Genomic DNA, 23589 nt, shown 5'->3' with positions numbered 1-23589 from the left:
ATCTAAACCTATTCTTCGTCAGTTTCTTCTTCTTCTGCTTCTTCAATTTCATTCATCATCACTCTAGTCATGAGTGTTTGAGCGGAAGGTGATGTTTTTAATTTCATTAAGCCATCTTTATTAGTAACCCCTTGCTGAATATTTCCCTCGTCATCCATAAGAATATAAGGCTTGTTTGCAATAGCTTGATTTTCTTTATTTTGAACTAAGTATTGTAAAATATATGGATTCTCTACATCAGGGATGATCGGTAATTGAGTAGTTATAGTAGCTCCACCTTTAAAAAGATGCTGCCCAGCTTTAGCCTCAAACTTACCACCTGTGGTTGGAAAAATCCCCGAGCCATTAATCTTGATTTGTGAACCACCAGCGGTCAGATTAATTTCGGTTGGACTGGTAATATAAACCGCATCTTCCGTTGAAATAATCTGCACCCCCTTTCTGGCAATCAGGTCTGCGCCATCCCCTTGAGCCTGAATCTCAACCTTGCCTTTACCGGCATACAGTCGTGCACCCTCTTGGGCTGCAAACAGGCTCAGTTTCTGGCTGGCATGCGCAATCAAAGACTGCTGCGTACTGAGGTTAATACTCTCTCCGGCACTGTGGCTGATCTGACCATCCGCAGAGAGGTGTACATCTTGCTGGCTACTCAGCGCAATAGAGTTTGGTGCGCTAAGAATCATTAAGGCCTGTTTAAAAGCAGCGGCTTTATTTTCATCCTGCTGTTCGATCTGTTCCAGGAAGTTCTTTAAGTTATCGAGAACTTCTAAAGGATCCGTCTGCTGGTTTTTGGCCACTTCACTTAAAGCTTGGGCATTGTTCAGTGAGCCTTCAATCTGGGATTTGGCCTCACTGGTATCAAGATGATTGCCTTCGGCTTGTGCCTGTGGATGGGTGGAAATTAGTAGCCCTTCTCCAGCACGAACTGCACCCCACTGATCGGTTCTCAGTTCAAAACCTTCACCCCGACCATCACTTTCGGCACTGGCTTTCGGATGGCTTAAGTTCCCCAGGTTCAGTTGGGTCGCACCATGGCTGCTTTGCAGCTGGGCAGAGATCTGCTTCGGAGTATCATCAAAACGCAGCTGGTTAAAACCACTGCCTTCAATTTCCTGTGAGCGGATCCCGCTGAGTTTTTTGGTGTCGGGCAGTTGGCCTTGTTGGTCGAATTGGGTTGGCGAGCGTTCTGCTTCATGTAAACGACCAACCACGAAAGGCCGGTCGATGTTACCGTCAAAGAAGTCGATCACCACAATTTCATTAATCCGTGGCAGGAAGCGGGCCCCATAGCCTTCCCCGGCCCAAGGCGTCAGTACATCCACCCAGGCGGAATCGGTGTCATTGTCATTACTGCCGGCCCCGCCATCATGCTGGTGGTCATCACTGCGGGTAAACAGGAAACGGACTTTAATCCTTCCCCATTCATCGACATGGATGCTTTCGCCAGCAGGACCGACTACCCGGGCGCGCTGTGGATGAGCCGCCGGTCGGTGCTGTAGTGGATGGTATTCCGGTACCGTATGGATGTTGCGACGTTGTAAGGTTAAGGTATTGCCTTGACGTTCATCCGGGTGTTGTTTTTGTTGAAAACTAAAATGGCTATGCCAGTGGCTCTGGCTGAGTAGTTGGTTAATCTGCTGATTGAGGTCTTTGGGTAAGTTGTTCTGGTTATAGAACTGTTTGCCGGTAATTAGAAATTCTTTGTCGGCTGCGCTGTGCTGGTCAATTTCCGGGTGTTCATTCAGTTCAAACCAGTAGCCGACCTGGGCATCACGGACGGTGGAGTGGGCACTAAAGTATTTGGATTGCAGGTCGTGGTAGTGACTGAGGTTCTGGTTCAGCTTGTCCAGCTGGTTATTAGAGGATGCGGTGGCCTGGTCTTCGCCATTTAAATCCTGCATCCAGGCCGGGCTGATCTGCCAGGCTTGTTCCAGGCTGAGGCTGGCATTGTCCTGATTATGACTGTGCTGGTGTTTGCTTTGCACTGAACCGGCACCTTCTTCCTGGCTCAGGCTATCTGACTGCCAGCGTTGCAGATGTACGGCGGTCGGTTGCAGGCTGCGCTGGGCAATCAACTGGGTGATGCTATCTAATTGTTCGGTGGCACTGGAGCGATGAAAGCGGATGCTGCGGCGGTTTAAAGCACTGTACTGGCTGTTGTCATCAATCAGACGTAGTTTCTGGGCCTGAATCGGGCTACTGGAATGTAAGACCTGTAACTGGGCTTCATCAATCAGCCAGTTAATGCCTTCACTGCGCCAGAGCCGGGTCAAAAAGTCATAGTCGGTTTCATTGGACTGCATGATAAAAGGACGCACATCCAGTTCCTGGGTCAGTCCGGTTAAGTCCAGGGTCAGGCTGGCGGCAAAGAGTGGGCTTTTGTTTTGCCATTCTTTAAATAGAATCTCGCTGACCTCACGCACGCTTTTATTCATAAACACACGGCTGTTACGGCGTTTATGCCAGAGTGCGGTTGGATCTTCTAGCGTAAGTTTATAGAGCGTGAGAGAGCCATCACTCTGGCCTTGCGCGGCTGCGGTGATAATACCGCTGCTGCGAAATAGCTGGCCCTGGTCAGTGACCTGATCGACGGCGACCTGCGCGCCGATAAACTGTTTTAACGGAATCTGCGCGTTGGTGGAGAGACAGATCAGTTCGGCACGTAGCCCCTGATTGAGCTGGTGTTCACCATCGATGCGCTGCAAGAAAACATCGGCATTTAAGGCAGGCTGAGAAAATTGAATATGGAGGGCACGTTTTTGTGGGCTGAGGCCTAATTTTTCTAGTGCTGCAAATATATTGCTTGGCATCATTGTTCTGTAATAAATAGCTAAAAAAAAGTGTGGCTATTTTATACAAAATAACCACATAAAACATCGCTTCAACCCGGCCGCTTGTTTATCAATATGTAACTATCCGATAAAAAGCCGGCGCAGGTTAAAACGTTCCGACTTATTCTGCGTCCATCATGGCGGCGCTCATACCCACAGTATTAAAGCCAGCATCTACATATAGAATTTCACCGGTAATCCCGTTGGCCCACGGTGAGCACAGGAATAAAGCGGCATTGCCCACTTCTTCAATGGTGACATTACGTTTTAATGGGGCAATTTTTTCATTGGCATCCAACATCTTACGGAATGATTTAATTCCTGATGCAGCCAATGTACGGATTGGACCGGCAGAAATGGCATTAACACGAATGCCTTCAGCACCCAAGCTAGAGGCTAAATAACGCACCCCTGCTTCAAGCGAAGCTTTGGCCATGCCCATCACGTTGTAGTTTGGCATTACACGCTCAGAACCCTGATAAGTCAGGGTTAATAAACAGCCTTGACGCGCCTGTAATAATGGTTTTGCGGCACGCGCCATCGCAACAAAGCTGTAGGCGCTGATGTCATGCGCAATTTTAAAACCTTCACGGTCGGTCACATCAGTAAAGTCACCATCTAAGGTATGGGCTGGTGCGAAACCAATTGAATGCACCACGCCATCCAAACCATCCCAATGTTGAGCAAGATCGACAAAGACCTGTTCAATTTCAGCATCTACCGCAACATCACAAGGAAGAACAATTTTAGAACCGAACTGTTCTGCAAATTCATCCACACGTTTTTTCAATTTTTCATTCGGATAGGTAAAAGCCAGCTCTGCACCTTCACGATGTAAAGCCTGAGCAACACCAAATGCAATGGATAATTTACTCGCAATACCCGCGATTAAAAAGCGTTTACCCGCTAATAGTCCTTGTGCCATGTGAATCTCACTCATATTGATTTTGCAGTATCATGCCAATTCTGAGCCAATTCGGAAATTGCATAATGCGCCTTTTTTTCAATTCCTCCGAAGAAAATAAAAATCGCGCAAAGGTTGCGCGATTTTAATGTCGATAAATGCCGGGAAGTTAATCATTGCTTTGCAATAAGCCCAGCAAACGCAGGAAGGAATAATACATCCAGACCAAGGTGGCCAATAAGGCAATGGCGCTCAGCCATTCCATGCTTTTCGGTGCACCTTGTGCTGCACCGGTTTCAATCAGGTCAAAGTCTAGAATCAGGTTTAAAGAGGCAATCACGGCCACAAATGCTGCAAAGCCAATTCCAAGCCAGTTGCTTTCAAACAGATAAGGAATACTCGACCCCAAAGCCAGACTCAGAAAGATTTGCACCACAAACACCATCGCAATCGCAATTGAGGCCGACATCACCACCGCCTTAAATTTTTCAGTGGCGCGAATTACCCGAGTACGATACAGCACAAACATCACCAATGTGGTCACAAAGGTAGCCAGCAAGGCCTGTAATGGCACACCCGGAAACTGCAACTGGAAGATCACTGAAATCCCGCCCAGAAAGGCCCCTTCAAACAGTGCATAGGGAATAGCCAGCGTGCGCGCTGTATTCGGCTTAAAGGTGGCCACCAAAGCCAGAATCAGTCCGCCAATGGCACCGACAATTGCGCCGGCATAGGCAATAGAAAGATTGGCAGTCAGGAAACTGTAGAAAAACAGGCCGATGCCCACCATGGCGGCAATTAAAGTCAGCAGGACAGATTTTTGGATTGCTCCCTGCACGCTCATCGGCCGGGCATAATCACTCGACATCTCAACGCGTGTCAGGATCGGGTTATTACTTTGCATGATTTAAGGTACTCCGATCATTGCGGCAAATGGGTTTTGAAATACACATTGCTCCTATCATAAGCGCGCAGCCGCATCCTGTCTAAATAATCGCCAAAAAGATTACATCTTTATAACGGGTGTGATTTCTGAATTACGCCGAAGTAACAGCAGATAAAACGATAGCGATAAAAAAAGAGGCCCAAAGCCTCTTCTTAAGCGCTGTGGATACGCTCGTCCCCACAGTGCAAATAGATGGATGATGAACAGATACTTATTTATTCATAATAAAGAAATATTCACGATAGTATTTCAGCTCGGCAATCGAGTCACGGATATCATCCATGGCTAGGTGAGAGGCATTTTTCTTTAAGCCGCTCATGATTTCCGGACGCCAGCGTTTGGCCAGTTCTTTAACAGAAGATACATCCAGATTACGGTAATGGAAGAACTGCTCCAGCTCCGGCATTAACCGGTGTAAAAAGCGTCGGTCCTGACAGATCGAGTTACCGCACATCGGCGAAGTTTTTGGATTGACCCATTTTTTCAGGAATTCCAAGGTTTGCTGCTCGGCATCCTGCGCGCTCAGTTTACTGCGACGTACACGCTCAATTAGCCCCGACTGACCATGCTGACGCGTGTTCCATTCATCCATGGCATTTAAAATACGATCTGATTGATGCACGGCCAGTACCGGACCTTCCGCCAGAATATTTAAATGATCGTCTGTCACAATGGTGGCAATTTCAATAATTTGATCATTATCGGTATCTAAACCTGTCATTTCCAGGTCAATCCAAATTAAGCGGGTATCAGGCGTGCTGCTCATAAATGTGCAATCTTATTCGTCTTAAAAACGGCTATAGTAGCAAATTTCTGTGTTCTTGGGTGTCATTCTGCCCGTGCTTCATGCTATTTTTGCACTCCAGATTTCATGGTTTTTTTAGGATATGAATGGCTTTAATTCGTAAGCGTCGCCTGACTGAACAGCAACAACGCCGCATTCAGAAACAGCAGCAAACCCGGCAGGAAGATATAGACAGCTCCAATGATCTGGAAGGTCTGGTGGTGCAGCATTATGGACGCCAGCTGGAAGTACAAGCCCTCTCCGTGCCGGAGCAGCATCCTGAAAAACCCGTGGTGGCCGAAGGTGAACCTGAACCGTTCTGGAAACCGATTGAACTGGGCAGCATCTGGCGCTGTCATACCCGTACCAACCTGGAATTACTGGTTACCGGTGACCGGGTTAAATGGCAGGCCGATCCAAATACCGGTCTGGGCATTATTAGCGCCATCCATCCGCGCCAGTCTTTGCTCACGCGCCCGGACCGTTACCACAAAGTTAAACCGGTAGCCGCCAATATCTCATTGATTGTGATTGTGTTTGCACCGCTGCCAGAACCGGCACCGGGTCTGATTGACCGCTATCTGGTGGCCTGTGCCGATGCCAATATTCCGGCGCTGCTGATCCTGAACAAATCCGACCTACTTACCGAAAATGATCCGATTCTGGATTTACTGCAAGAATACCGCAATTTGGGTTATGAAGTGATGCAGACCCAGTCTGATGCAGATCTGACCGAACTGTCCAACCGTTTAAAAAATGAAACTGTGGCCTTTGTCGGTCAGTCTGGCGTGGGTAAAAGCACCCTGATTAATGCCATCGTGCCGGAAGCGGCGCAGAAAACCAATATCATCTCAGAAAACTCGGCCCTGGGTCAGCACACCACCACCTCCACCCGCTTAATTCCATTTGGTGAAGGTTCGGCGCTCATTGACTCGCCGGGCATCCGCGAATTTGGCCTGTGGCATTTGACGACTGAAAAAATCCAGCAGGGTTTTCCGGAAATTAAAAATCTGCTCGGTCACTGTCAATTCCGTAACTGTACCCATAAGCACGAAAAGCAATGTGCCTTGCGTCAGGCGGCGGCAGCGGGTGAGATTTTAACGCGCCGGCTCGACAGTTATTTACGTCTGATTGATGAAGTCAACGAAGCCCAGCAAAAAAATTAGTTTAATTGCAGCCCGACCCTTGAAGCGGTGATTTTGATCACCATATTTATAGGCTATACTCTGTGACAATTTTTGAAATTGTAATTTAGGTGACTTGTGGAACGTTGGTTCGAGTTTATGGGGAATCACCCCTTCTTGTTTGGAACACTGGCAGTTTTGGTGGTTTTATTCTTCATTTTGGAAGGCCAACGTAACGGGCGTAAAATTTCCCCACAATCTTTAGGGATTCTGGTGAAAGCCAAAAATGCCATGCTGATTGATTTACGTGATGCCAAAGACTTCCGTGAAGGCCATATCAGCGGCAGCCGCAACATTCCTTACAGCAAAATTTCAAGCCATATTGAAGAGTTAAAAACCGCTGACCGTCCATTGGTGTTTATCTGCAATTTAGGTCAAATTGCCGGCACTGCCCTGCAACAGGTAGGCCACGCAGATAGCTATCGTCTGGATGGTGGGATCAGTAACTGGAAAGCACAAGGCTTACCTTTAGTAAAAAGCAAATAATCCGCTTGAGGAGATTAGCAATGGCTGAAGTAACGATTTATTCAACAACTGTATGTCCATATTGCGTACGTGCAAAACAGCTTCTTGAGCGTAAAGGCGTTGTCTATAAAGAAATCAATTTATCCAACGAAGCACCAGAAGTCCGCACTGAACTGATGCAGCGCACCAACCATCGTACTGTTCCACAAATTTTTATTAATGAGCAGTTCATTGGTGGTTTCGACCAACTTTACGCCCTTGAGCGTGAAGGCAAACTCGATGACTTACTGGCGTCATAATTTCAATTAATTTTCTGTTCATATTTTTAAGGAATAAATAATGAGTGAACAACAACAAGCTCAACCACAATTGGCATTAGAGCGTATTTATACAAAAGATATTTCTTTTGAAGTTCCAGGGGCACAAGTATTTACCAAAGAATGGCAGCCTGAACTGAATATCAATCTGTCGTCTTCTGCAGAAAAGATTGATCCAACCCACTTTGAAGTGTCTTTAAAAGTTGTTGTTCAAGCCAACAATGCCGGTGATACAGCATTTATTGTAGATGTCACTCAAGCAGGTATTTTCCTGATTGATGGCGTAGAAGAAGAACGTCTGCCGTATATTCTGGGTGCCTACTGCCCGAACATCCTGTTCCCGTTCTTGCGTGAAGCAGTGAATGATATGGTTACCAAAGGCAGCTTCCCGCAATTGCTGTTAACGCCAATCAACTTTGATGCTGAATTTGAAGCCAACATGCAACGCGCACAAGCCGCTGCTGCAGAAGGTCAGGCTTAATTGTATTCAGGCATTTAAGTCCAGCACGAAAAAGCCCTGCACTTGCAGGGCTTTTTATTTGTTCTGACAAGATCAGAAGGCTTCATCCTGCGCCGGATCATGGTGCAAGGCATCATGAATGGCTTCGACCAGCTGCTGGGCAATTTCCTGCTTGGAGGCTTTTTCCAGATCGCGTTTTGGCAGATGATAGCCTTCAGCAAAGAACACCGTCATGGCATTTTCATCAGAGGCAAAGCCGATATCTGCACGGGACACATCATTGCAGGCAATCATATCCAGCTTTTTCGCCACCAGTTTGCCGGCCGCATATTCTTCCACATTGCGCGTTTCAGCGGCAAAGCCGACCATAAACGGACGTTTGTCCTGCTGCGCGATAGTCGCCACAATATCCGGATTCTTGATTAAGGCGATATCCAGTTCATCTCCGGATTTTTTGATTTTGTGTTCTGCAACTTCAGCCACGCGATAATCGGCAACCGCCGCGGTGGCAATAAACACATCACAGCCTTCATCCAGCAACTGCATACTGGTGTCCAGCATCTGCACGGCTGAAGAGACATTAATACGGCGGACCCCGTTTGGTGTATCCAGACTAACTGGCCCGGCAATCAGCGTAACTTTGGCGCCAGCTGCATAGCAGGCTGCTGCCAGGGCAAAGCCCATTTTCCCGGTACTATGATTGGAAATATAACGTACCGGATCAATTGCTTCACGGGTTGGCCCGGCGGTAATCACCACATGCTTGCTGGCCAGTAAGCCAAATTTTTCAGCAATCGCACGCTGCGCTTTATGGAAATAATCGGTGACCTGACGCGCTAGCTCTTCCGGCTCAGGCATACGGCCCAGACCGACATCACCACAGGCTTGTGAGCCGGATTCCGGCATAATCACATGCACGCCATCGTCTACCAGCGTCGCCAGATTGCGCTGCGTAGCTTTGGCCGCCCACATCTGCTGATTCATGGCCGGTGCCACCCAGACCGGGGCACTGGTGGCCAGATATAAAGTCGATAACAAGTCATCTGCCAGACCGGCGGCAAATTTGGCCAGGGTGTCACAGCTGGCCGGTGCAATCAGCACCAGATCGGCCCAGCGTGCCAGTTCAATATGCCCCATGCCGGCCTCGGCTTCCGGGTCCAGCAACTGGGTATGCACCGGATTGCCCGACAACGCCTGAAAGGTCAGCGGTGTAATAAAGGCTTGTGCCCCTTCGGTCATCACCACCCGGACGTTAAAGCCAGCGTCCTTTAAACGGCGAACCAGAATGGCACTTTTGTAGGCGGCAATACCGCCAGTAATACCCACAATAATATTTTTATTAGGAATGACACTTAAATCAAAACTCACGAACAGCTTACCTTTCTGTTGCAGTGGGGCTCACAATAGCATTAAATATTGTCATTCCCAAGACATGTCTGGGCGAAATCCATAACAATTCATCACCAATAAGTCTAATAACAATGAACTTCAGTATTAAACATTGGCCGGAACAGGAGCGTCCGCGTGAACGCCTGATCCAGTACGGCGCACACAGTCTTTCCGATGCCGAACTGCTGGCTATTTTCCTGCGCTCCGGCTCCCAGCAGTACTCTGCCGTTGAACTGGCCCGTCATTTATTACAGGCCTTTGGCAGCCTGAATGCGGTACTCGATGCCGCCCTGCCCGATTTAAGCCAGTTTCATGGCATGGGTCCAAGTAAATACAGCCAGCTGATGGCGGTCAAGGAATTGGGCCGGCGCTATACCGCCCAGCATTTGCAGCAGGACAAACTGGAACTCAGCTCCTCCCGGCTGCTACTGGACTATTTACGCTTTGAACTGCTCGGTGAAACTCAGGAAGTATTTGCAGTATTGTGCCTGGATGCGCAGCTGCGCAAAATCTGTTTTAAGAAACTGTTTTTTGGCGCGCTCAATTCATGTGAAATTTCGATCAACCAGCTGCTACGCTTTGCCATCCAGAAAAACACTACGGCGCTGGTGATCAGTCATAATCATCCTCAGGGACAGCCACAGCCCTCACCGGCCGATTTACAATTGACCCAGCGCATCCAGCAGGCCTGCCAGCTGGTTGATATCCGCCTGATTGATCATTGTATTATTGCTCCCGAAGGCAGTTTTTCCTTTGCTGAACATCAACTCATCAAGTCGACATTTTAAGCAGCGCAACATATTGACAAAAACCCGGCCAGCACAGAAGATCATGAAAAACTTAAACTGATTCCCAGACATGATTGTACGTGACCAACCGAGCGTATTTAGGCTGTTATTTTCCTGGCGAGGTACCATCTTACCGAAGGTGTTACCACCTTTGGGCGTGGTCATGTTGCTGTCGGCGATTGTCGGCGGCCTGTCCTATGTCGGGTATTTTCACTTCTCTGATTTCCCCCTGATCGGCTTTACCTTAATTGGGGTGGTGCTGTCGATTTTCCTTGGTTTTAAAAATTCGGCCTGTTATGACCGCTGGTGGGAAGCCCGCAAACTGTGGGGCATGTTAATTGCCAATGCGCGCCATTTTGACCGCGACTGCCGGATGCTGGCCCAAGGCCGCCGGGAACGGGTGATTCAGCATGTGATTGTGTTTGCCAATGTGTTGCGTGACCGTCTGCGCCATCAAACTGCCAATCCGACTGAACTGGTAGAAACCAGCGGTATGAGCCAGCAGGCCGTAACCCAGCTGTATCAACAGGCCAATGCGCCGCAATATACCCTCAGCCTGATTCAATGGGAACTGATGCAGGCCCTAAAAGAAGGTGAAATTTCCGATATTATTTACAGCCAGATGAACCAGCATGTGATGGAACTCAGCCTGGTGCAAACCGGTTGTGACCGGATTGCCACCACCCCGCTGCCGTTTGCCTATTCGGTATTGCTAAACCGTACCGTGTACTTTTTCTGCTTTATGCTGCCGTTTAGCTTGGGCTCGACGCTGGGGCTGGCGACACCGCTGCTGGTCGGGATTCTGGCTTATACCTTCTTGGGATTGGACGCCCTGAGTTCAGAAATTGAAGAACCATTTGGTACGCAAAGCAATGACTTGCCTTTAGATGCGATGGTGCGCACCATTGAAATCGAATTACTCTCGACTTTAGGGAAACCGACACCACCACCAATTCAGGCACAGGACAATAACCTGCTCTAAAGCAAAAAACCTCAGCCCAGCTGAGGTTTTTTTGATGCTGAAATACGTTTACGCAGTCAGCGCCGGTGATGGATTGACAAAACTTTCCCAAATTCCGACCTGCCCCGGTTTCAGGCTGGGAATATTGCCCAGTTTCATCCACGGCATATTTTCACCATGAAAATCGCTACCGACCGAGACTTTTAAGCCATGCTCGGCAATCATCCGGTCCACCATCTGCCGGGTAGAACTTGGATCAATCGCCGGCGGCAACTCGACGGCATCTCCACCAAATTTGGCGAAAATTTCAATCAGGTAACGGATATTGGTCGCCGACAGGTCATAACGGGTCGGATGCGCCAGCACCGCAAAACCGCCACTGGCATGAATCACCTGAATAGTTTCCTCCAAGCCCAAGCCTTCAAATTTCACATAGGCTTTTTTGCCTTCTTTAATGTATTTATCAAAGGCCTGCTGCGGCCGACTAACATAGCCTTTTTCCACCAGGGTTTTGGCAATATGGGTACGGGTCACCCGATCCGGGACATTATCTACCTTGGCAATCACATCGGTATAAATATCTTCACCAATCAGCGGAATTAGCAGGTCGCAAATCTGTTTGGAGCGCGCAGCACGAATATTTTTTTGCTGGGCCAGTAGTGCTGCCATCGGCGCTGGATTTTGCATATTCAAGGCCACAATATGCACAGCATAGCTTTTTTTGGTCGCCGGACGTGACCACTGGCTGGAAATTTCCACGCCAGATATGAGCTTAATCCCGTGATTTTTCGCTGCTTCCTGAGCCAGTGCAATTCCATCCATGGTGTCATGATCAGTCAATGCCAGCGTATGGATCGACAGTTCAGCTGCTGCTGCAATCAATTGCTGCGGACTTAAAGTTCCATCAGAAATATTGCTATGTGTATGTAAATCTACGCCGTGCATCTCTATACTATGACATTTATTTGATCAGATTTAGATACTCTAACATGAAAGCACTTTTAGACTTTGTGCCACTCATTATTTTCTTTTATTTATATAAAACTGTAGATCCAAAAGATACCCACCATCCTTTGCTGCAAATGATCGGCTCTGCTGGTGGTGTGGATAACAATAATATTCTTGTAGCCACCACCGGTCTGATCATTTCCATGTTAGTGGTGTATGGTGCGCTATTTGTGTCGCAAAAATTCCGTTTGGACAAACAACAGTGGATTGTGCTGTTTATGACCGTGATTTTTGGTGGTATTACCCTAATGCTGAGCGATGACTTCTATATTCGCCTAAAAGCTGTCTTGCTGAATCTGGTCTTTGCTGGCGCCTTCCTGCTGTCACCGTGGTTCAGCAAAGATCGTAAGCCATTAATCCAACGCCTGTTTGGTCCGGTGTTCAATTTAAGCGACAAAGGCTGGATGAAACTGAACTATGCCTGGGTCGGGATGTTTCTGCTAATGTCCTTCCTGCACGGCTTCTTTGCCTATATCTTTATGGGTGGAAAATACTGGGGAGAATTCACTGCTTTTGGTGACATGATTGTGATGTTTTCCTTTATCATTATTCAGTTTATTGTATTGCGTAAATACTTTAAAACTGCCGAATAAATCCTTCAATCCGCTTGAGCGAGAATACCTTATGCCTTTATTTGTGGTGACCTGTACCGATAACGAAGGAACCGTCGAAAAACGTCTGGCCATTCGTCCGCAACATCTTGAACGTCTGCAACAGCTGGATGATGAAGGCCGTCTGATTGTCGCCGGTGCGATGCCGAAAGATCCGGCCAATCCGCAAGCGGGCTTTTATGGCAGTACCATTATTGTCGATTTTGATTCTCGTGAAGCCCTTGATGCCTGGCTGCAAGATGAGCCATTCCTGAAAGCAGGCGTCTATGGCCAGATTGAAGTCAAACCTTTTAATAAAGCATTTCCTAAAGGATAAGCTGCATGCGCGTTGTTGTCCCGAGTCTACTGGGTCTATCCTTCTTCTGTTCTGCACTGTGGGCCGTTGAACCGGCTGCACCCGCTGCTGTAAATACCACGGCTCAAGTCACGCCAGCGGTCGCAACGCCAGCCAAACCGGCGATTATACCGGCTGTGGCCACCACCACAGCGCCGGCAACGGCCAACCAGCCGCTGACCGCTGAGCAGCTAGCCAAGAATAAAGCGGCACAGGAAGCTAAAATCAAGGCGCTGGTCAAAGATCAGGAAAGCCGCCTGCAACAGCTGGAAAAAGCCAATCTGGAAGCACTGGCGCAAAACCAGGAACTGCAGCTGAAAAATGACAATCTGGGTGTACAGGTTCAGGTCTTACAAAGTGAACGTAGCGCGCAGATGTTTCTTTACGGCGCTGCCACGCTGGCTGTCGGCGTATTGCTGGGCTTTTTGGTGGCCAGCTATGTGTATACCAAACGTCGCCGTCAGTGGTAATGTTCTGCTTCATTAAAGGTAATCTGGGTGTTGTCTAATCGCATTCAAACCGCCGATCTCGATTGGCAACATATTGAGGGCATTGATGTCCCGGTATCAAAACAGTTTGGGGATGTCTACTTTTCCAAGGACAATGGCCTGCTGGAAACCCGGCATGTATTTTTAAACGGTAATGACCTGTCCGGGCGTCTGGCAGCCCTGCAAGATTATGAATATTTCTGTGTCGGAGAAACTGGCTTCGGCACCGGCCTGAATATTCTGGCCTTATGGCAATTGTGGCAACAGGTACGTCCTGAGAATCACAGCCATTTACATGCCATTTCGGTGGAGAAATTTCCGCTTTCCAAAGCCGATTTAATTCGCGCCTTAAATGCCTGGCCAGAATTAAAACCTCTGGCCGATCAGCTGATTGCCCAGTACCCATTACCACTGGCCGGCTGTCATCGCCTGTCGTTTCCGGAGCAGCGTTTTTCTATCGACCTTTGGCTCGGTGATGCGCACGATGTCTTTCCGATGATGGCCAAAACCACACAGGTCAATGCCTGGTTTTTAGATGGCTTTGCGCCCTCCTGCAATCCGGATATGTGGGAAGAACAGGTGCTCAATCATATTATTCGCCTGTCAGATGTCGGCACTACCTTCGCTTCCTTTAGTGTAGCCGGGGTGTTAAAGCGAGGTTTAAGACAGCACGGGATTCATATTTCCCGGCCGCGCGGGTTTGGCCATAAACGCGAAATGCTAAAAGGCATCTGGTTAGCGCCAGAAGAACCGCTTAGCCCAGAACGGGAAACTGAACCAGCAACCTCAGTTCCTTCAACCTCTGTACAGCAACGGCATATTGCCATTATTGGTGCCGGTATTGCCGGTTTAAGTCTGGCTTGGGCTTTTGCTCAGCGTGGGCATCAAGTTTCTCTGTATGATCAAAGCGCGCCACTGGCGGGTGGCTCGGGCAATCCACTGGCCCTGCTCAATCCGAAGCTCTGTGCTATTGAACAGAGCCATACCCATTTAATGACCCTGGCCTGGCAACATGCCTTAAATCATTATGCAAAGTTTCAGGCCTTCCGCCCGATTCAGGTCAATCAGCTTGGGCTAAAAAATCCGGAACAGCTGCTGGCACTGGCCGATCAATATCCGCCAGGTATTCTGGAAAAAGATTTAGACGCACAGCTGCGATCAGAATTTCCTGCCCTGCGTCTGCTACAGGCTGGCGCGGTGTCGCCACATCAACTGTGTGCGGAGATTCTGGCGCATGAGCGGATTCAATATCAGCAGGCCAAAATCACCCAGATTCACCCGACAGATCGACCGGAACTGTTCAGTGATAACCAATCTCTGGGCCAGTTTGATCATGTCTTTGTCTGCACAGCCCGTGAATCTGGCCAGTTTTTTGAACATTATCCGCTGTTAAAACCGATTCGGGGTCAGGTCAGCTGGCTGAAGAATACCCAGCAACCGCTGCGTTTAGATAGCGCCTATAGTTATGGCGGTTACTGTATGCAGCTCGATGCAGAGCAGTTGATTTTAGGCGCGTCTTTTTATCCGGGTCGGGATGATGCCGAAGTCTTACGAGAAGATCATGAACATAATCTGGCGCTGATTCGCAGCGTGTTCCCCGACTATGCGGACACCCTGCCCGATCCACACAGCTGGCAAGGCCGTGCGTCAATCCGTGCGCAAAGTCAGGATTATTTCCCGCTGCTTGGAGCACTTGAAACCGGACAGCAAGTCTATAGCCTGACTGGACTCGGTTCCAAAGGTTTTCTGTTTGCACCGCTATGTAGTGAAATTCTGGCCGCGCAGATTTTAAACGAGGCCTGCCCGGTGCCGATGCAGGTACTGGAAAAACTCAACATCCGCCGTTTTCAAAAGAAAGCCAAAGCCAAGAAACCGTATTTTAAGGCCTAAGCTAAAAACGTTGTATAGATCGAGAATGATGGCCCGGTTTAGTTTGAAAGATCAGGCTTAGTGTGGAAGTCGAGGAGAGCATTTATTTTCTTCATTTTAAATGCTTGATCATGTGAGAGAGTGTTCTGATCTTTTTTAGTCAATGATAAACAGTGTTCATAAAAAAGCGCCTGACGGCGCTTTTTGATTATTGCCCTTGAACCAAAGGCAAACCAGCATCACGTGCAGCACGGGTACCGCCCATCAGCACCACATATTCACGTGAGCTGTCCAGCTCTTCTAACAATTCAGCCGCACGCGGCGCTTTGCTGCCACCGCCACATAAGATGTAAATCGGTTGATCCGCTGACACCTGAGTCAAGCTATCTGCTGACAAGTTGGCAATTGGCTGATTGACTGCGCCTTGAATATGCGCTTCAGCATAAGCACTTGCATCACGGACATCCCAGATGATTGCATTTTCTGGGAACTCAAATGTTGTAATTTCTTGCTTACGGATCATTGTGCACTCCTTTGATGTAAACAACACTTGGCAAATGAAGAAAACATCCCTAGCATCTCAGATATTCTTTCCATTTGTAAAGGTCTAAACTATGCCATCTTTCGATATTGTTTCAGAATTAGAAATTTTTGAAGTAAATCATGCAGTTCAGAATACTCAAAAAGAAATCGCAACACGTTTCGATTTCCGTGGTCAAGATGTTTCTATCGAACTGAATGAGAAAGCCAAAGAGATCAAAATCAAAACCGAAAGTGATTTCCAATGTGAGCAAGTATATACCATGCTGGAGAATCATTTTTATAAACGTAAGATTGATGTGCAGGCACTAGACCCGCAGAAAGCCACGGCCTCAGGTAAAAATGTGATTCAGACGGTGAAGCTTAAAGATGGTCTTGACTCTGATACCGCGAAAAAAATTAATAAAGCCATTAAAGAAAGCGGCATTAAAGTGCAATCTTCTATTCAGGGCGACAAAATCCGTGTGACGGATAAAAAACGCGACACCTTGCAGCAAGTGATGGCGTTTTTAAAAGAACAGCAATTTGGTCTGCCACTGCAATTTAACAACTTCAAAGATTAAGCTCTTTGCTCTCGCATAGGAATCGATCATGGCACAAGCAAATCGTTTAGCAAAATTAGTCAAAGCGACGGCAAAATTTCCACAGGCGATTCGCACTACCTTGTGGAGTAAAGCCTTTGGCCGGATCGTGCCTATGGTGGGGACAGCCAAATTAAAATATCTCGAAGTCAGTTCGGCCAAAGTGGTGGTGAAAATTGACAATCATAAAGCCATGCAAAACCATATTGGCCAGGTACATGCCTGTGCTATGGCGCTAATTGCGGAAACTGCCACCGGCTTTGTGACCGGCATGAATGTGCCCGATCACTCGATTGTGTTAATTAAAAGCTTTAAAGTTGATTTTAAACGCCCGACGCAAGGCGCCATGACCGCAGTCGCGACGCTGACAGCAGAACAGCAGCACTTGATGCAACACACCGAAAAAGGTGAAACGCTGGTTGCGGTAGAAGTCACCGATGAATCGGGTGAAGCACCAATTCAATGTGAAATGCTCTGGGCCTGGGTCAGTAAAGATCAGCTTAAAAAAGCCCGTTAACCCGCTTTAAACCATAAAAAAAACCCCAGTTTCAGAACTGGGATTTTTGATCTTTAAGCGCACAAATTATACAGCTTGCGATTCCAGATACTTCTGCTTCACTTCCTCGGAAATCTGACGTTTGTTGCCTTTGACATCCACCGCGACAAAGGTAAAGACGCCTTCGGTAACGCGTTTCGCTGCACGTGAACTGTCATGGCTGTCCCAGACTTCAATCTGCATCTGAATTGAGGTATTGCCCAGTTTCAGGATTTTGGTATAGCAACTGATCACATCCCCCACTTTCACAGGCACCAGAAAGGTCATCTGGTTAATGGCAATGGTGGCACAGCGGCCTTGGGTAAAACGCTCGGCATGAATTGCCCCGGCCAAATCCATCTGCGAAACAATCCAGCCCCCGAACACGTCTCCACTCCAGTTGGTATCGGCAGGCATAGCAATGGTTTGAAGAGAGAGCGTCCCTTCCGGTTTTAGTTGAGAATCTGACACATTCGCTCCGGGCGTGATTAAGGATTTGAAGTTAAGTGCTGATCTAACCACTGTTTCAGTTCGGTCGATCTTAATGCGCCGCTTATTCTAGCAATTTCGGTGGTCTTATTCATCAACACCAGCGTGGGAATACTGCGCACATTAAAGGCACTGCTTAAACGCGGATTTTCTTCAGTATTAATTTTGGCAAAAATCACCTGCGGATATTGCGTGGCAACCTGGGCAAAATGCGGCGCCATCATCTTGCAGGGTCCACACCACTCTGCCCACAGGTCGATCAGGATTGGCAAATCATTGTGCTGGATAAACTGGCTAAAATTCTGCTCATTCAGGTCAATCGGCGCCAGTGGAATTAAAGCCTGATGACATTGTCCGCATGTTGGATGGGCAGTTAGCTTATCCTCCGGAACACGGTTTTTGGCACTACAGGCTGGACAGACAACAATCATTTAGCTTACTCCAATATGCTGATGTAGAAATTCTAATTGAGTCTTGACGGCTTTTTCAAAATATTGGCCATGATAAACATCAAAATGCTGCATATCCCATTCATGATATTGCACATAAGGCGCAATATTGGTGGCTGTTTCACGACTCGATTCAATCGGGATCAGGCTGTCGCGTTTGGCGGCAATAAACAGCACCGGAATATTAATCTGGCGCACATCCTGAATCGGCCGATAACGGATCAGATGAAACAGCGCCCGTGCCGGAATCTCGCCACTCCAGTAAAAATCTGGATGTAAAATCGACAGATAACCTTCATAACTATCCGCCGTCGGTAAGAAACACAGCCCTTTCGGATCAACTACCGGCAAGGTTTTTGGCATTAAGCCGACTTTAGCGCCCATATAATCCTGACTGGAAATTTTTAAGGCACGTGGCAGCTGCTGAATCGGATACAGCTTGGCACTGGCCGCACCATCCACAAATGGCACCTGCACCATCACCGCTTTTAAATGGTTTAACTGCGAAGCCAAAGTTAAAACATAGCCGCCACTTAGCGCTGTACCCCACAGGATAATCCGCCGCCCATCCACCGATTGCCGTTCCTGTACATGTGAAATCATGGTACGCCAGTCATCCAGCTGCCGCGACAACGACACCAGCTCCCGCGGACGCCCGGTACTGCCGCCCCAATAGCGATAATCAAACAGCACCACCGCATAACCGGCGCGGGCAAAGCGTTTGGCATATTGCACCAGCTTGAACTGACGCAGGCCGGCCAGACCATGCGCCATTAAAATCACGGCTGGTTTAGTGGAAGTTTTTGGCAGGTAAAAATCGGCAGCAATGACCTCCTGACCGCTTTTGACATAGAGAGGCTCGACAGTATAGGCATGCATGGCTGCTCCAGTGCGTTGTTTTATGGTTGTAATCGTTTATAAATATTTCAGAACAATCTGCGCGAAAATCTGGCTAGTGGTATTATAGAGCATAATATTCAGATATGGATGATGGAGTGGCATTATGAGTGAGCATGTTGGCTTTGCAGGTCAAATTGGCCCGGAACACGTAACCCAAGTGGTTGAAAAAGGCTTTAAATCAATTATTAACAACCGTCCAGACATGGAAGGTGGCCCGGAACAACCGACCAGCGCACAAATTGAAGATGCAGCGCGTAATGCAGGACTGGATTATGTCTATCAGCCGGTGGTAGCTGGACAAATCACCGAATTAGACGTCCGCACCTTTGCCAATCACTTTAATGAATTACCAAAACCGGTTCTGATGTTCTGCCGTACCGGCAACCGCTCAAATAACTTATATCAACTGGCCAAACAAATGGACCTGTTAGATGACTAAATCGTTGTGGATAGGGATGGTTTTGGCGCTCTCAATGACCACGACCTCCCTATGCGTTGCTGCCAGTGATTTTAGCCGTGCGTTAAATGCCAATCTTAGTGTTTCTGGGCAAATGACACCTGAGAAATTTAAGATCTTGCTGCAAGATGGGTTTAAATCGGTGATTGTAAACCGCCCTGATCAGGAAGCAGGTAACACGGTGAAAGTGAATCAATTACGTGACATTGCCGAGAAATCCCGGGTTAGCGTGATTTATCAACCCGTAAGCAGCGGTGCAATTTCTCAGGCCGATGTGCAGGAGTTTGCGAAGTACTATAACGAACTGCCGAAACCGATTTTAATGGTCTGTCGTAGTGGTTCACGTTCGGCAGCCCTATTTAATCAGGCAAAAAATCAGGGGTTATTACATGAATAAAATCTGGATCATGCTGATTTGTGCATGTGTATTGACAGGTTGTAGTTCTATGGATGTCCGCCCAACGGTGGGGGTGAGTGTGGGGACTTCAATTTAATTACTAAAGTACCCTCATAAAAAAACAGCGCCGAAGCGCTGTTTTTTTATTTTAACGAATCGTGTATTCTTGTTTTGTAATTTGTCCTGTCGGAGCTGTTACAGTCAAGATTAAACTATCCCCCGAATCACATTCTTTTAAGCGGTATGAATAATTTACTTGTGTACTAGATGCAAATGTTGATGGCGTTAGTAAATTAAACCTAGCTGGAACGGTTGCATTACCACTCCATAACTCTGCTGAACATGATTTTTCATTATCTTTAGTATTATCTTCTGCTTGTACGGCTACTGTTGTTCCAGTCGGCATAGGAACAGATTGCGCGCTATTACCAAATAGCTTGAACGTAAAGTTTGTTTTGCTTGTAGTCACAGCTACATCTTTAATTGTTGGCACATCATTACTAAATGAGAAGACTAACTGTTGACGTATTACTGCAGAAAGTTCTGAATTACATGTTCCTGAGATATTTGGTTGAGCAAAAGTACTGACTGCACAGGTATTCCCCACTGCCCCACGTTTATATAAAAACTCACCTAAAGCTGCTTCAAAAATAGTATTTTCGTTATCGTCTCTAAAGAAATCACCAATATTACTTACTAATTCATCAATGCCAGCTGTATATCGATTGTCAGAATCTTTATCAATATATTGCTTATCGCCTTCAACATAAGCTAAAACGGTTACGCGATTATCAGTTGGACGTGGGTTCTGAGTCTGTAAAACAACACTACATTCGCCATCAGTTGTTGAACAATTCGGCGTAATGCTTCCGCCCTCTGTAACAAAACTTACAACTGTACCATCAGGGACTTTATTACCAACACGATCTCGTAAAAGCGCAACAATCGTAGCTTTATCGCCATCAATATCCCATTGTAATGCATTCTTAGTTACGGATAGACTCAAACCATTTTGTGTAACACGTCCTGTTGCAACAGAAACATCTTTTGTCAATGCTGTAACACTTGTATCACTAGCAAGGGTGGCTTTAAGCTCCACAGGTCCTGGTATGCTACCAGGGAAGATATCTACGACAATCTTACCTTCATCATTAGATTGAATTGTTTTTTCTTTTTTGTTATGCAATGTAATAAAACTAAGATCATCTGGCGCATAAATCAGCTCAACCAATACAGCTTGGTTCTTAGCAGGCAGATTATTTGAATATACTGTAAATTCAACCTTACCAGATGCACTAGAACCACTATTAGCGGCACCTAACTTAACTTCACCTGAAGTATATACAAGTGAATTGGCTTTAATCGGATTAATTGTAATATTCTTAGTAGTCGTCGTTGCACCATTATTTGCACTAATACTAATAACTTGAGTGCCATTACATAATTGGCCTCCGTTAGATATGGCAGTATAAGTTGTTTCAACTAAACCTTGATTTGAGTTTACTGTGTTATTCGTAAACGTTCCACAATCTGAGCTAAAAGTTACTTGCACATTATTTTGTGCAATATCTGTCGAGCTATCGACAGTTTTTAGACTAATTTTAACAGAACCACCTGCATCAATAGTTGAATTATCAAATACAAGATTATCAAACTTAGTTTTCAGAGCTTCAACAGATACAAAGGTATCGCTTGTATTAGCAGTATTACCACCAATTTCTGCATTTGCAGCAATTTTAAAAATACCAGTTTTAGTTTCATCTACAGGCTTAATTCCAATTTTTGCAATTCCATCAGCATTTGAGAGCACTGTAGCATTTGAAGTTTCAAAACTAATATTTTCGCCCGTGAATGTTACTAATGCACCACTTACTGGCTGACCATTTTGGTCAGTTACTTTTACATTCGCACTTGCACCAAGAATTGTTAAAGCTGTAGTTTTTTGATTATTGTTGTCAAAAACTTCAACATTAGTGATATTTAATTTAGCAACTACTGGTGTTTCAATACCGTTATCAGTACCCGAACCTCCACCAGTAGTATTTTCATTTTGGTTATAATACCCGTCACTACCACCGCCACCACAGCTTGCAAGTAAAATAGAAATAGCAATGGCAGACAACTTTAAAGGTGTTTGTTTATTAAACATGAAATCCCCCTAGAACTCTCAATATATAGAGTTTTTATAAATATTTATTGGGTGCTATGTAACCATAGTTACTGCTTTATGTAAATGAAAGGATGATAAATGTTTTACTTGTGTTAGCCTAAAATTATTTATTACGTGAAGTTATCTACACATGTACGATCTCATCATTATTGGTGCAGGCACAGCAGGAATCACTGCTTATCAAGAAGCCATCAAGCACACACAAAATATTCTTATTATTAATGACGGTTCCTGGGACACCACCTGTGCCCGAGTGGGCTGTATGCCCAGTAAAGTGCTGATTTCTGCTGCACATCGCCTACATGATTTACACGAGGCAAATAAAGTCGGTCTCAACATCAAAGCACAGGTCGATACCACACAGGTGATGCCGCATGTCCGCGCTTTGCGTGACCATTTCACTCAAGCCACTTTAAAAGAAGTCGAAAGCTGGGATGCACAACACAAAATTCAAGGCAAGGCAGAGTTTATTGATGCTCAAACCGTACAGGTGAACCAACAGCAATATCAGGCCAAAGCCTTTATTCTGGCTGTCGGCTCTACCCCAACCTATGACGCTGAATGGAAGCAGCAGCTCGGTGAACGACTGATAACCTCAGATCAAATCTTTGAACTAGACGCCATCCCTAAATCTTTAGCCGTGATTGGCAGTGGTGTCATTGCACTGGAGCTGGCTCAAGCCATGCAAAGGTTGGGCTGTGATACGACAATATTCGCACGAAGCCGTCGTGTTGGTGCCCTGACCAGCCCTGATCTGCAACAACTCGCCCAAGAACTTCTCAGCAATGAATTAAAGATTAAGTTTGAAGTCTTACCGCAAAACGTGCGAAAGATAGGCAATCAGGTCAAGCTTGAGTTTAGCGAGCAAGGTCAAACGCAGCACCTTATGGTTGATTATGTATTGGTGGCCACCGGCCGTCGTAGTCATTTAGATTCGCTGAATCTACAACAGATTGACTCTCAGTTCGATAATCTTAAAGAGCTACCGATTGATCCACAAACCAAACAGCTAGGCAATTATCCAATTTTTGTGGTTGGTGATGCACATACCTCTACCCCCATTCAGCATGAAGCAGCCCATGAAGGCCGAGGTGCAGTGCATAATTGCCTTAATTATCCAAAGCTCAAGAATTTAAAAGACTTAACACCGCTGAGTATTGTGTTTAGTCAACCGGAAATGGCAATTGCTGGCCAAAGCTATAAACAGCTTAAAAACAAGAACATCGACTTTGTGATTGGAAAAGTATCTTATGAGCGCCAAGGTCGGGCGATGGTTCTGGCTAAAAATAAGGGTGCTGTTGAAATTTATATTGATAAACGTACACGCCAATTATTAGGTGCAGAACTCTTTGTAAAATCTGCCGAACATTTTGCCCATACTTTTGCTTGGCTAATTGATGAAGGGGTAACGTTAGATGAACTTCTTGCTAAGCCTTTCTATCACCCGACGCTTGAAGAAGGTTTAAGAACGGCTTTAAAACATGCTCGCCGACAGTTGAGAAATCAAGAGGAAGGTTAATCTTCTCTATTTTTCTCATTTCACTGTCATTTTGATTCTACTTATCTTTATTTCCCACACAAATTTTCTGCATAAAAAAATCCCCCTGCTGTTTAAGCTCGGGGGATTTTGAATAATGAGCTGGCGATGACTTACTCTCACATGGGTAACCCCACACTACCATCAGCGCTAAGAGGTTTCACTTCTGAGTTCGGGAAGGGATCAGGTGGTTCA

At 46.5% G+C, this 23589-nt stretch carries 25 protein-coding genes and 1 pseudogene; 15 read left to right on the top strand and 11 right to left on the bottom strand.

The window, feature by feature from the left end:
- Positions 1–8 precede the first annotated feature (8 nt).
- The 4 genes from F905_RS14520 to orn form a co-directional block, all read right to left on the bottom strand.
- Positions 9–2813, bottom strand: coding sequence for a type VI secretion system Vgr family protein (locus F905_RS14520; RefSeq protein ID WP_005182311.1), 2805 nt, complete (start codon positions 2811–2813; stop codon positions 9–11).
- 139 nt (positions 2814–2952) lie between these two features.
- The gene (locus F905_RS14515; protein WP_005182307.1) at positions 2953–3756 is read right to left on the bottom strand and encodes an enoyl-ACP reductase FabI; all 804 of its coding nucleotides are present in this window, start codon (positions 3754–3756) and stop codon (positions 2953–2955) included.
- Positions 3757–3904: 148 nt separating this feature from the next.
- On the bottom strand, positions 3905–4639 hold the full coding sequence (locus tag F905_RS14510) for a Bax inhibitor-1/YccA family protein (protein ID WP_005182299.1): 735 nt from the start codon (positions 4637–4639) through the stop codon (positions 3905–3907).
- Between the two features lie 253 nt (positions 4640–4892).
- Positions 4893–5447, bottom strand: a complete 555-nt coding sequence (gene orn / locus F905_RS14505) for an oligoribonuclease (protein ID WP_005182297.1) — start codon at positions 5445–5447, stop codon at positions 4893–4895.
- A 125-nt stretch (positions 5448–5572) separates the two neighbouring features.
- On the opposite strand from orn, the gene rsgA reads away from it, so the two are divergent.
- From rsgA to secB, 4 genes are all read left to right on the top strand, one after another.
- Positions 5573–6631: a small ribosomal subunit biogenesis GTPase RsgA gene (gene rsgA / locus F905_RS14500; RefSeq protein ID WP_005182294.1), complete on the top strand. Its 1059-nt coding sequence runs from the start codon at positions 5573–5575 to the stop codon at positions 6629–6631.
- A 96-nt stretch (positions 6632–6727) separates the two neighbouring features.
- A complete protein-coding gene (locus tag F905_RS14495) occupies positions 6728–7135 on the top strand; it encodes a rhodanese-like domain-containing protein (RefSeq protein WP_005182291.1) in 408 nt (135 codons plus the stop codon).
- 20 nt (positions 7136–7155) lie between these two features.
- Positions 7156–7413 (top strand): glutaredoxin 3, encoded by a 258-nt coding sequence (gene grxC, locus F905_RS14490; RefSeq protein ID WP_005182284.1) that lies wholly within the window; start codon positions 7156–7158, stop codon positions 7411–7413.
- 40 nt (positions 7414–7453) lie between these two features.
- Positions 7454–7912 carry a protein-export chaperone SecB gene (gene secB, locus F905_RS14485; protein WP_005182282.1) on the top strand — a complete coding sequence of 153 codons (459 nt, stop codon included), beginning with the start codon at positions 7454–7456 and terminating at the stop codon, positions 7910–7912.
- A gap of 72 nt (positions 7913–7984) precedes the next feature.
- Here the strand turns inward: secB and coaBC are convergent, their stop codons facing one another.
- On the bottom strand, positions 7985–9259 hold the full coding sequence (coaBC, locus tag F905_RS14480; RefSeq protein WP_005182280.1) for a bifunctional phosphopantothenoylcysteine decarboxylase/phosphopantothenate--cysteine ligase CoaBC: 1275 nt from the start codon (positions 9257–9259) through the stop codon (positions 7985–7987).
- Between the two features lie 113 nt (positions 9260–9372).
- Here coaBC and radC point away from each other — a divergent pair, with 113 nt between their 5' ends.
- Both radC and F905_RS14470 read left to right on the top strand, forming a co-directional pair.
- A complete protein-coding gene (gene radC, locus F905_RS14475) occupies positions 9373–10068 on the top strand; it encodes a RadC family protein (protein ID WP_005182279.1) in 696 nt (231 codons plus the stop codon).
- 70 nt (positions 10069–10138) lie between these two features.
- Positions 10139–11050, top strand: a complete 912-nt coding sequence (locus F905_RS14470; RefSeq protein ID WP_005182277.1) for a bestrophin family protein — start codon at positions 10139–10141, stop codon at positions 11048–11050.
- 48 nt (positions 11051–11098) lie between these two features.
- Here F905_RS14470 and F905_RS14465 read toward each other — a convergent pair whose 3' ends face one another.
- Positions 11099–11974 carry a PHP domain-containing protein gene (locus F905_RS14465; RefSeq protein WP_005182275.1) on the bottom strand — a complete coding sequence of 292 codons (876 nt, stop codon included), beginning with the start codon at positions 11972–11974 and terminating at the stop codon, positions 11099–11101.
- Positions 11975–12018: 44 nt separating this feature from the next.
- Between F905_RS14465 and F905_RS14460 the strand changes: the two genes are divergently transcribed.
- From F905_RS14460 to mnmC, 4 genes are read left to right on the top strand one after another with little or no spacing between them, the layout of a single operon-like run.
- Positions 12019–12630 (top strand): septation protein IspZ, encoded by a 612-nt coding sequence (locus F905_RS14460; RefSeq protein WP_005182273.1) that lies wholly within the window; start codon positions 12019–12021, stop codon positions 12628–12630.
- A 31-nt stretch (positions 12631–12661) separates the two neighbouring features.
- Positions 12662–12964 (top strand): YciI family protein, encoded by a 303-nt coding sequence (locus F905_RS14455; protein WP_005182271.1) that lies wholly within the window; start codon positions 12662–12664, stop codon positions 12962–12964.
- 5 nt (positions 12965–12969) lie between these two features.
- The gene (locus F905_RS14450; RefSeq protein WP_005182267.1) at positions 12970–13452 is read left to right on the top strand and encodes an SH3 domain-containing protein; all 483 of its coding nucleotides are present in this window, start codon (positions 12970–12972) and stop codon (positions 13450–13452) included.
- 30 nt (positions 13453–13482) lie between these two features.
- Positions 13483–15360 (top strand): bifunctional tRNA (5-methylaminomethyl-2-thiouridine)(34)-methyltransferase MnmC2/FAD-dependent 5-carboxymethylaminomethyl-2-thiouridine(34) oxidoreductase MnmC1, encoded by a 1878-nt coding sequence (gene mnmC, locus F905_RS14445; protein WP_171065137.1) that lies wholly within the window; start codon positions 13483–13485, stop codon positions 15358–15360.
- 187 nt (positions 15361–15547) lie between these two features.
- Here the strand turns inward: mnmC and F905_RS14440 are convergent, their stop codons facing one another.
- Positions 15548–15862, bottom strand: a complete 315-nt coding sequence (locus tag F905_RS14440; protein WP_005182260.1) for a rhodanese-like domain-containing protein — start codon at positions 15860–15862, stop codon at positions 15548–15550.
- A gap of 91 nt (positions 15863–15953) precedes the next feature.
- On the opposite strand from F905_RS14440, the gene F905_RS14435 reads away from it, so the two are divergent.
- Together F905_RS14435 and F905_RS14430 are read left to right on the top strand one after the other, a co-directional pair.
- On the top strand, positions 15954–16442 hold the full coding sequence (locus tag F905_RS14435) for a YajQ family cyclic di-GMP-binding protein (protein WP_005182257.1): 489 nt from the start codon (positions 15954–15956) through the stop codon (positions 16440–16442).
- A gap of 28 nt (positions 16443–16470) precedes the next feature.
- Positions 16471–16977 carry a DUF4442 domain-containing protein gene (locus F905_RS14430; RefSeq protein ID WP_005182247.1) on the top strand — a complete coding sequence of 169 codons (507 nt, stop codon included), beginning with the start codon at positions 16471–16473 and terminating at the stop codon, positions 16975–16977.
- Between the two features lie 66 nt (positions 16978–17043).
- Here F905_RS14430 and F905_RS14425 read toward each other — a convergent pair whose 3' ends face one another.
- The 3 genes from F905_RS14425 to F905_RS14415 form a co-directional block, all read right to left on the bottom strand.
- Complete coding sequence (locus F905_RS14425; RefSeq protein ID WP_171525181.1) at positions 17044–17412, bottom strand: acyl-CoA thioesterase; 369 nt, start codon at positions 17410–17412, stop codon at positions 17044–17046.
- A 71-nt stretch (positions 17413–17483) separates the two neighbouring features.
- Positions 17484–17915 carry a thioredoxin TrxC gene (gene trxC, locus F905_RS14420; RefSeq protein ID WP_005182240.1) on the bottom strand — a complete coding sequence of 144 codons (432 nt, stop codon included), beginning with the start codon at positions 17913–17915 and terminating at the stop codon, positions 17484–17486.
- Complete coding sequence (locus F905_RS14415; RefSeq protein ID WP_005182237.1) at positions 17916–18812, bottom strand: alpha/beta hydrolase; 897 nt, start codon at positions 18810–18812, stop codon at positions 17916–17918.
- Between the two features lie 124 nt (positions 18813–18936).
- Here F905_RS14415 and F905_RS14410 point away from each other — a divergent pair, with 124 nt between their 5' ends.
- A complete protein-coding gene (locus F905_RS14410) occupies positions 18937–19272 on the top strand; it encodes a protein tyrosine phosphatase family protein (RefSeq protein WP_005182227.1) in 336 nt (111 codons plus the stop codon).
- A complete protein-coding gene (locus F905_RS14405) occupies positions 19265–19687 on the top strand; it encodes a protein tyrosine phosphatase family protein (protein ID WP_034598149.1) in 423 nt (140 codons plus the stop codon). The genes F905_RS14410 and F905_RS14405 overlap by 8 nt, the downstream gene beginning before the upstream one ends.
- Before the next feature lie 2056 nt (positions 19688–21743).
- Here the strand turns inward: F905_RS14405 and F905_RS15790 are convergent.
- Positions 21744–21836: pseudogene (locus F905_RS15790) on the bottom strand (hypothetical protein); the annotation flags it as partial.
- A gap of 151 nt (positions 21837–21987) precedes the next feature.
- On the opposite strand from F905_RS15790, the gene F905_RS14395 reads away from it, so the two are divergent.
- Positions 21988–23376: a dihydrolipoyl dehydrogenase gene (locus F905_RS14395; RefSeq protein ID WP_005182217.1), complete on the top strand. Its 1389-nt coding sequence runs from the start codon at positions 21988–21990 to the stop codon at positions 23374–23376.
- The last annotated feature ends 213 nt before the right edge of the window (positions 23377–23589 follow it).

Origin of the sequence: Acinetobacter sp. CIP 53.82 (assembly GCF_000369465.1) — a bacterium.
In the GTDB taxonomy this organism is placed as follows: domain Bacteria; phylum Pseudomonadota; class Gammaproteobacteria; order Pseudomonadales; family Moraxellaceae; genus Acinetobacter; species Acinetobacter indicus.
Note: the sequence above shows the minus strand (reverse complement) of the source record. Positions and strands in the feature narration are given on the sequence as shown.

Excerpts from the sequence above, each read along its gene's own strand:
- F905_RS14520 (WP_005182311.1), bottom strand. The coding sequence starts at position 2,813 with ATGATGCCAAGCAATATATTTGCAGCACTAGAAAAATTAGGCCTCAGC.
- F905_RS14515 (WP_005182307.1), bottom strand. The coding sequence starts at position 3,756 with ATGGCACAAGGACTATTAGCGGGTAAACGCTTTTTAATCGCGGGTATT.
- F905_RS14510 (WP_005182299.1), bottom strand. The coding sequence starts at position 4,639 with ATGCAAAGTAATAACCCGATCCTGACACGCGTTGAGATGTCGAGTGAT.
- orn (WP_005182297.1), bottom strand. The coding sequence starts at position 5,447 with ATGAGCAGCACGCCTGATACCCGCTTAATTTGGATTGACCTGGAAATG.
- rsgA (WP_005182294.1), top strand. The coding sequence starts at position 5,573 with ATGGCTTTAATTCGTAAGCGTCGCCTGACTGAACAGCAACAACGCCGC.
- grxC (WP_005182284.1), top strand. The coding sequence starts at position 7,156 with ATGGCTGAAGTAACGATTTATTCAACAACTGTATGTCCATATTGCGTA.
- secB (WP_005182282.1), top strand. The coding sequence starts at position 7,454 with ATGAGTGAACAACAACAAGCTCAACCACAATTGGCATTAGAGCGTATT.
- radC (WP_005182279.1), top strand. The coding sequence starts at position 9,373 with ATGAACTTCAGTATTAAACATTGGCCGGAACAGGAGCGTCCGCGTGAA.
- F905_RS14470 (WP_005182277.1), top strand. The coding sequence starts at position 10,139 with ATGATTGTACGTGACCAACCGAGCGTATTTAGGCTGTTATTTTCCTGG.
- F905_RS14465 (WP_005182275.1), bottom strand. The coding sequence starts at position 11,974 with ATGCACGGCGTAGATTTACATACACATAGCAATATTTCTGATGGAACT.
- F905_RS14460 (WP_005182273.1), top strand. The coding sequence starts at position 12,019 with ATGAAAGCACTTTTAGACTTTGTGCCACTCATTATTTTCTTTTATTTA.
- F905_RS14455 (WP_005182271.1), top strand. The coding sequence starts at position 12,662 with ATGCCTTTATTTGTGGTGACCTGTACCGATAACGAAGGAACCGTCGAA.
- F905_RS14450 (WP_005182267.1), top strand. The coding sequence starts at position 12,970 with ATGCGCGTTGTTGTCCCGAGTCTACTGGGTCTATCCTTCTTCTGTTCT.
- F905_RS14440 (WP_005182260.1), bottom strand. The coding sequence starts at position 15,862 with ATGATCCGTAAGCAAGAAATTACAACATTTGAGTTCCCAGAAAATGCA.
- F905_RS14435 (WP_005182257.1), top strand. The coding sequence starts at position 15,954 with ATGCCATCTTTCGATATTGTTTCAGAATTAGAAATTTTTGAAGTAAAT.
- F905_RS14430 (WP_005182247.1), top strand. The coding sequence starts at position 16,471 with ATGGCACAAGCAAATCGTTTAGCAAAATTAGTCAAAGCGACGGCAAAA.
- F905_RS14425 (WP_171525181.1), bottom strand. The coding sequence starts at position 17,412 with ATGCCTGCCGATACCAACTGGAGTGGAGACGTGTTCGGGGGCTGGATT.
- trxC (WP_005182240.1), bottom strand. The coding sequence starts at position 17,915 with ATGATTGTTGTCTGTCCAGCCTGTAGTGCCAAAAACCGTGTTCCGGAG.
- F905_RS14415 (WP_005182237.1), bottom strand. The coding sequence starts at position 18,812 with ATGCATGCCTATACTGTCGAGCCTCTCTATGTCAAAAGCGGTCAGGAG.
- F905_RS14410 (WP_005182227.1), top strand. The coding sequence starts at position 18,937 with ATGAGTGAGCATGTTGGCTTTGCAGGTCAAATTGGCCCGGAACACGTA.
- F905_RS14405 (WP_034598149.1), top strand. The coding sequence starts at position 19,265 with ATGACTAAATCGTTGTGGATAGGGATGGTTTTGGCGCTCTCAATGACC.
- F905_RS14395 (WP_005182217.1), top strand. The coding sequence starts at position 21,988 with ATGTACGATCTCATCATTATTGGTGCAGGCACAGCAGGAATCACTGCT.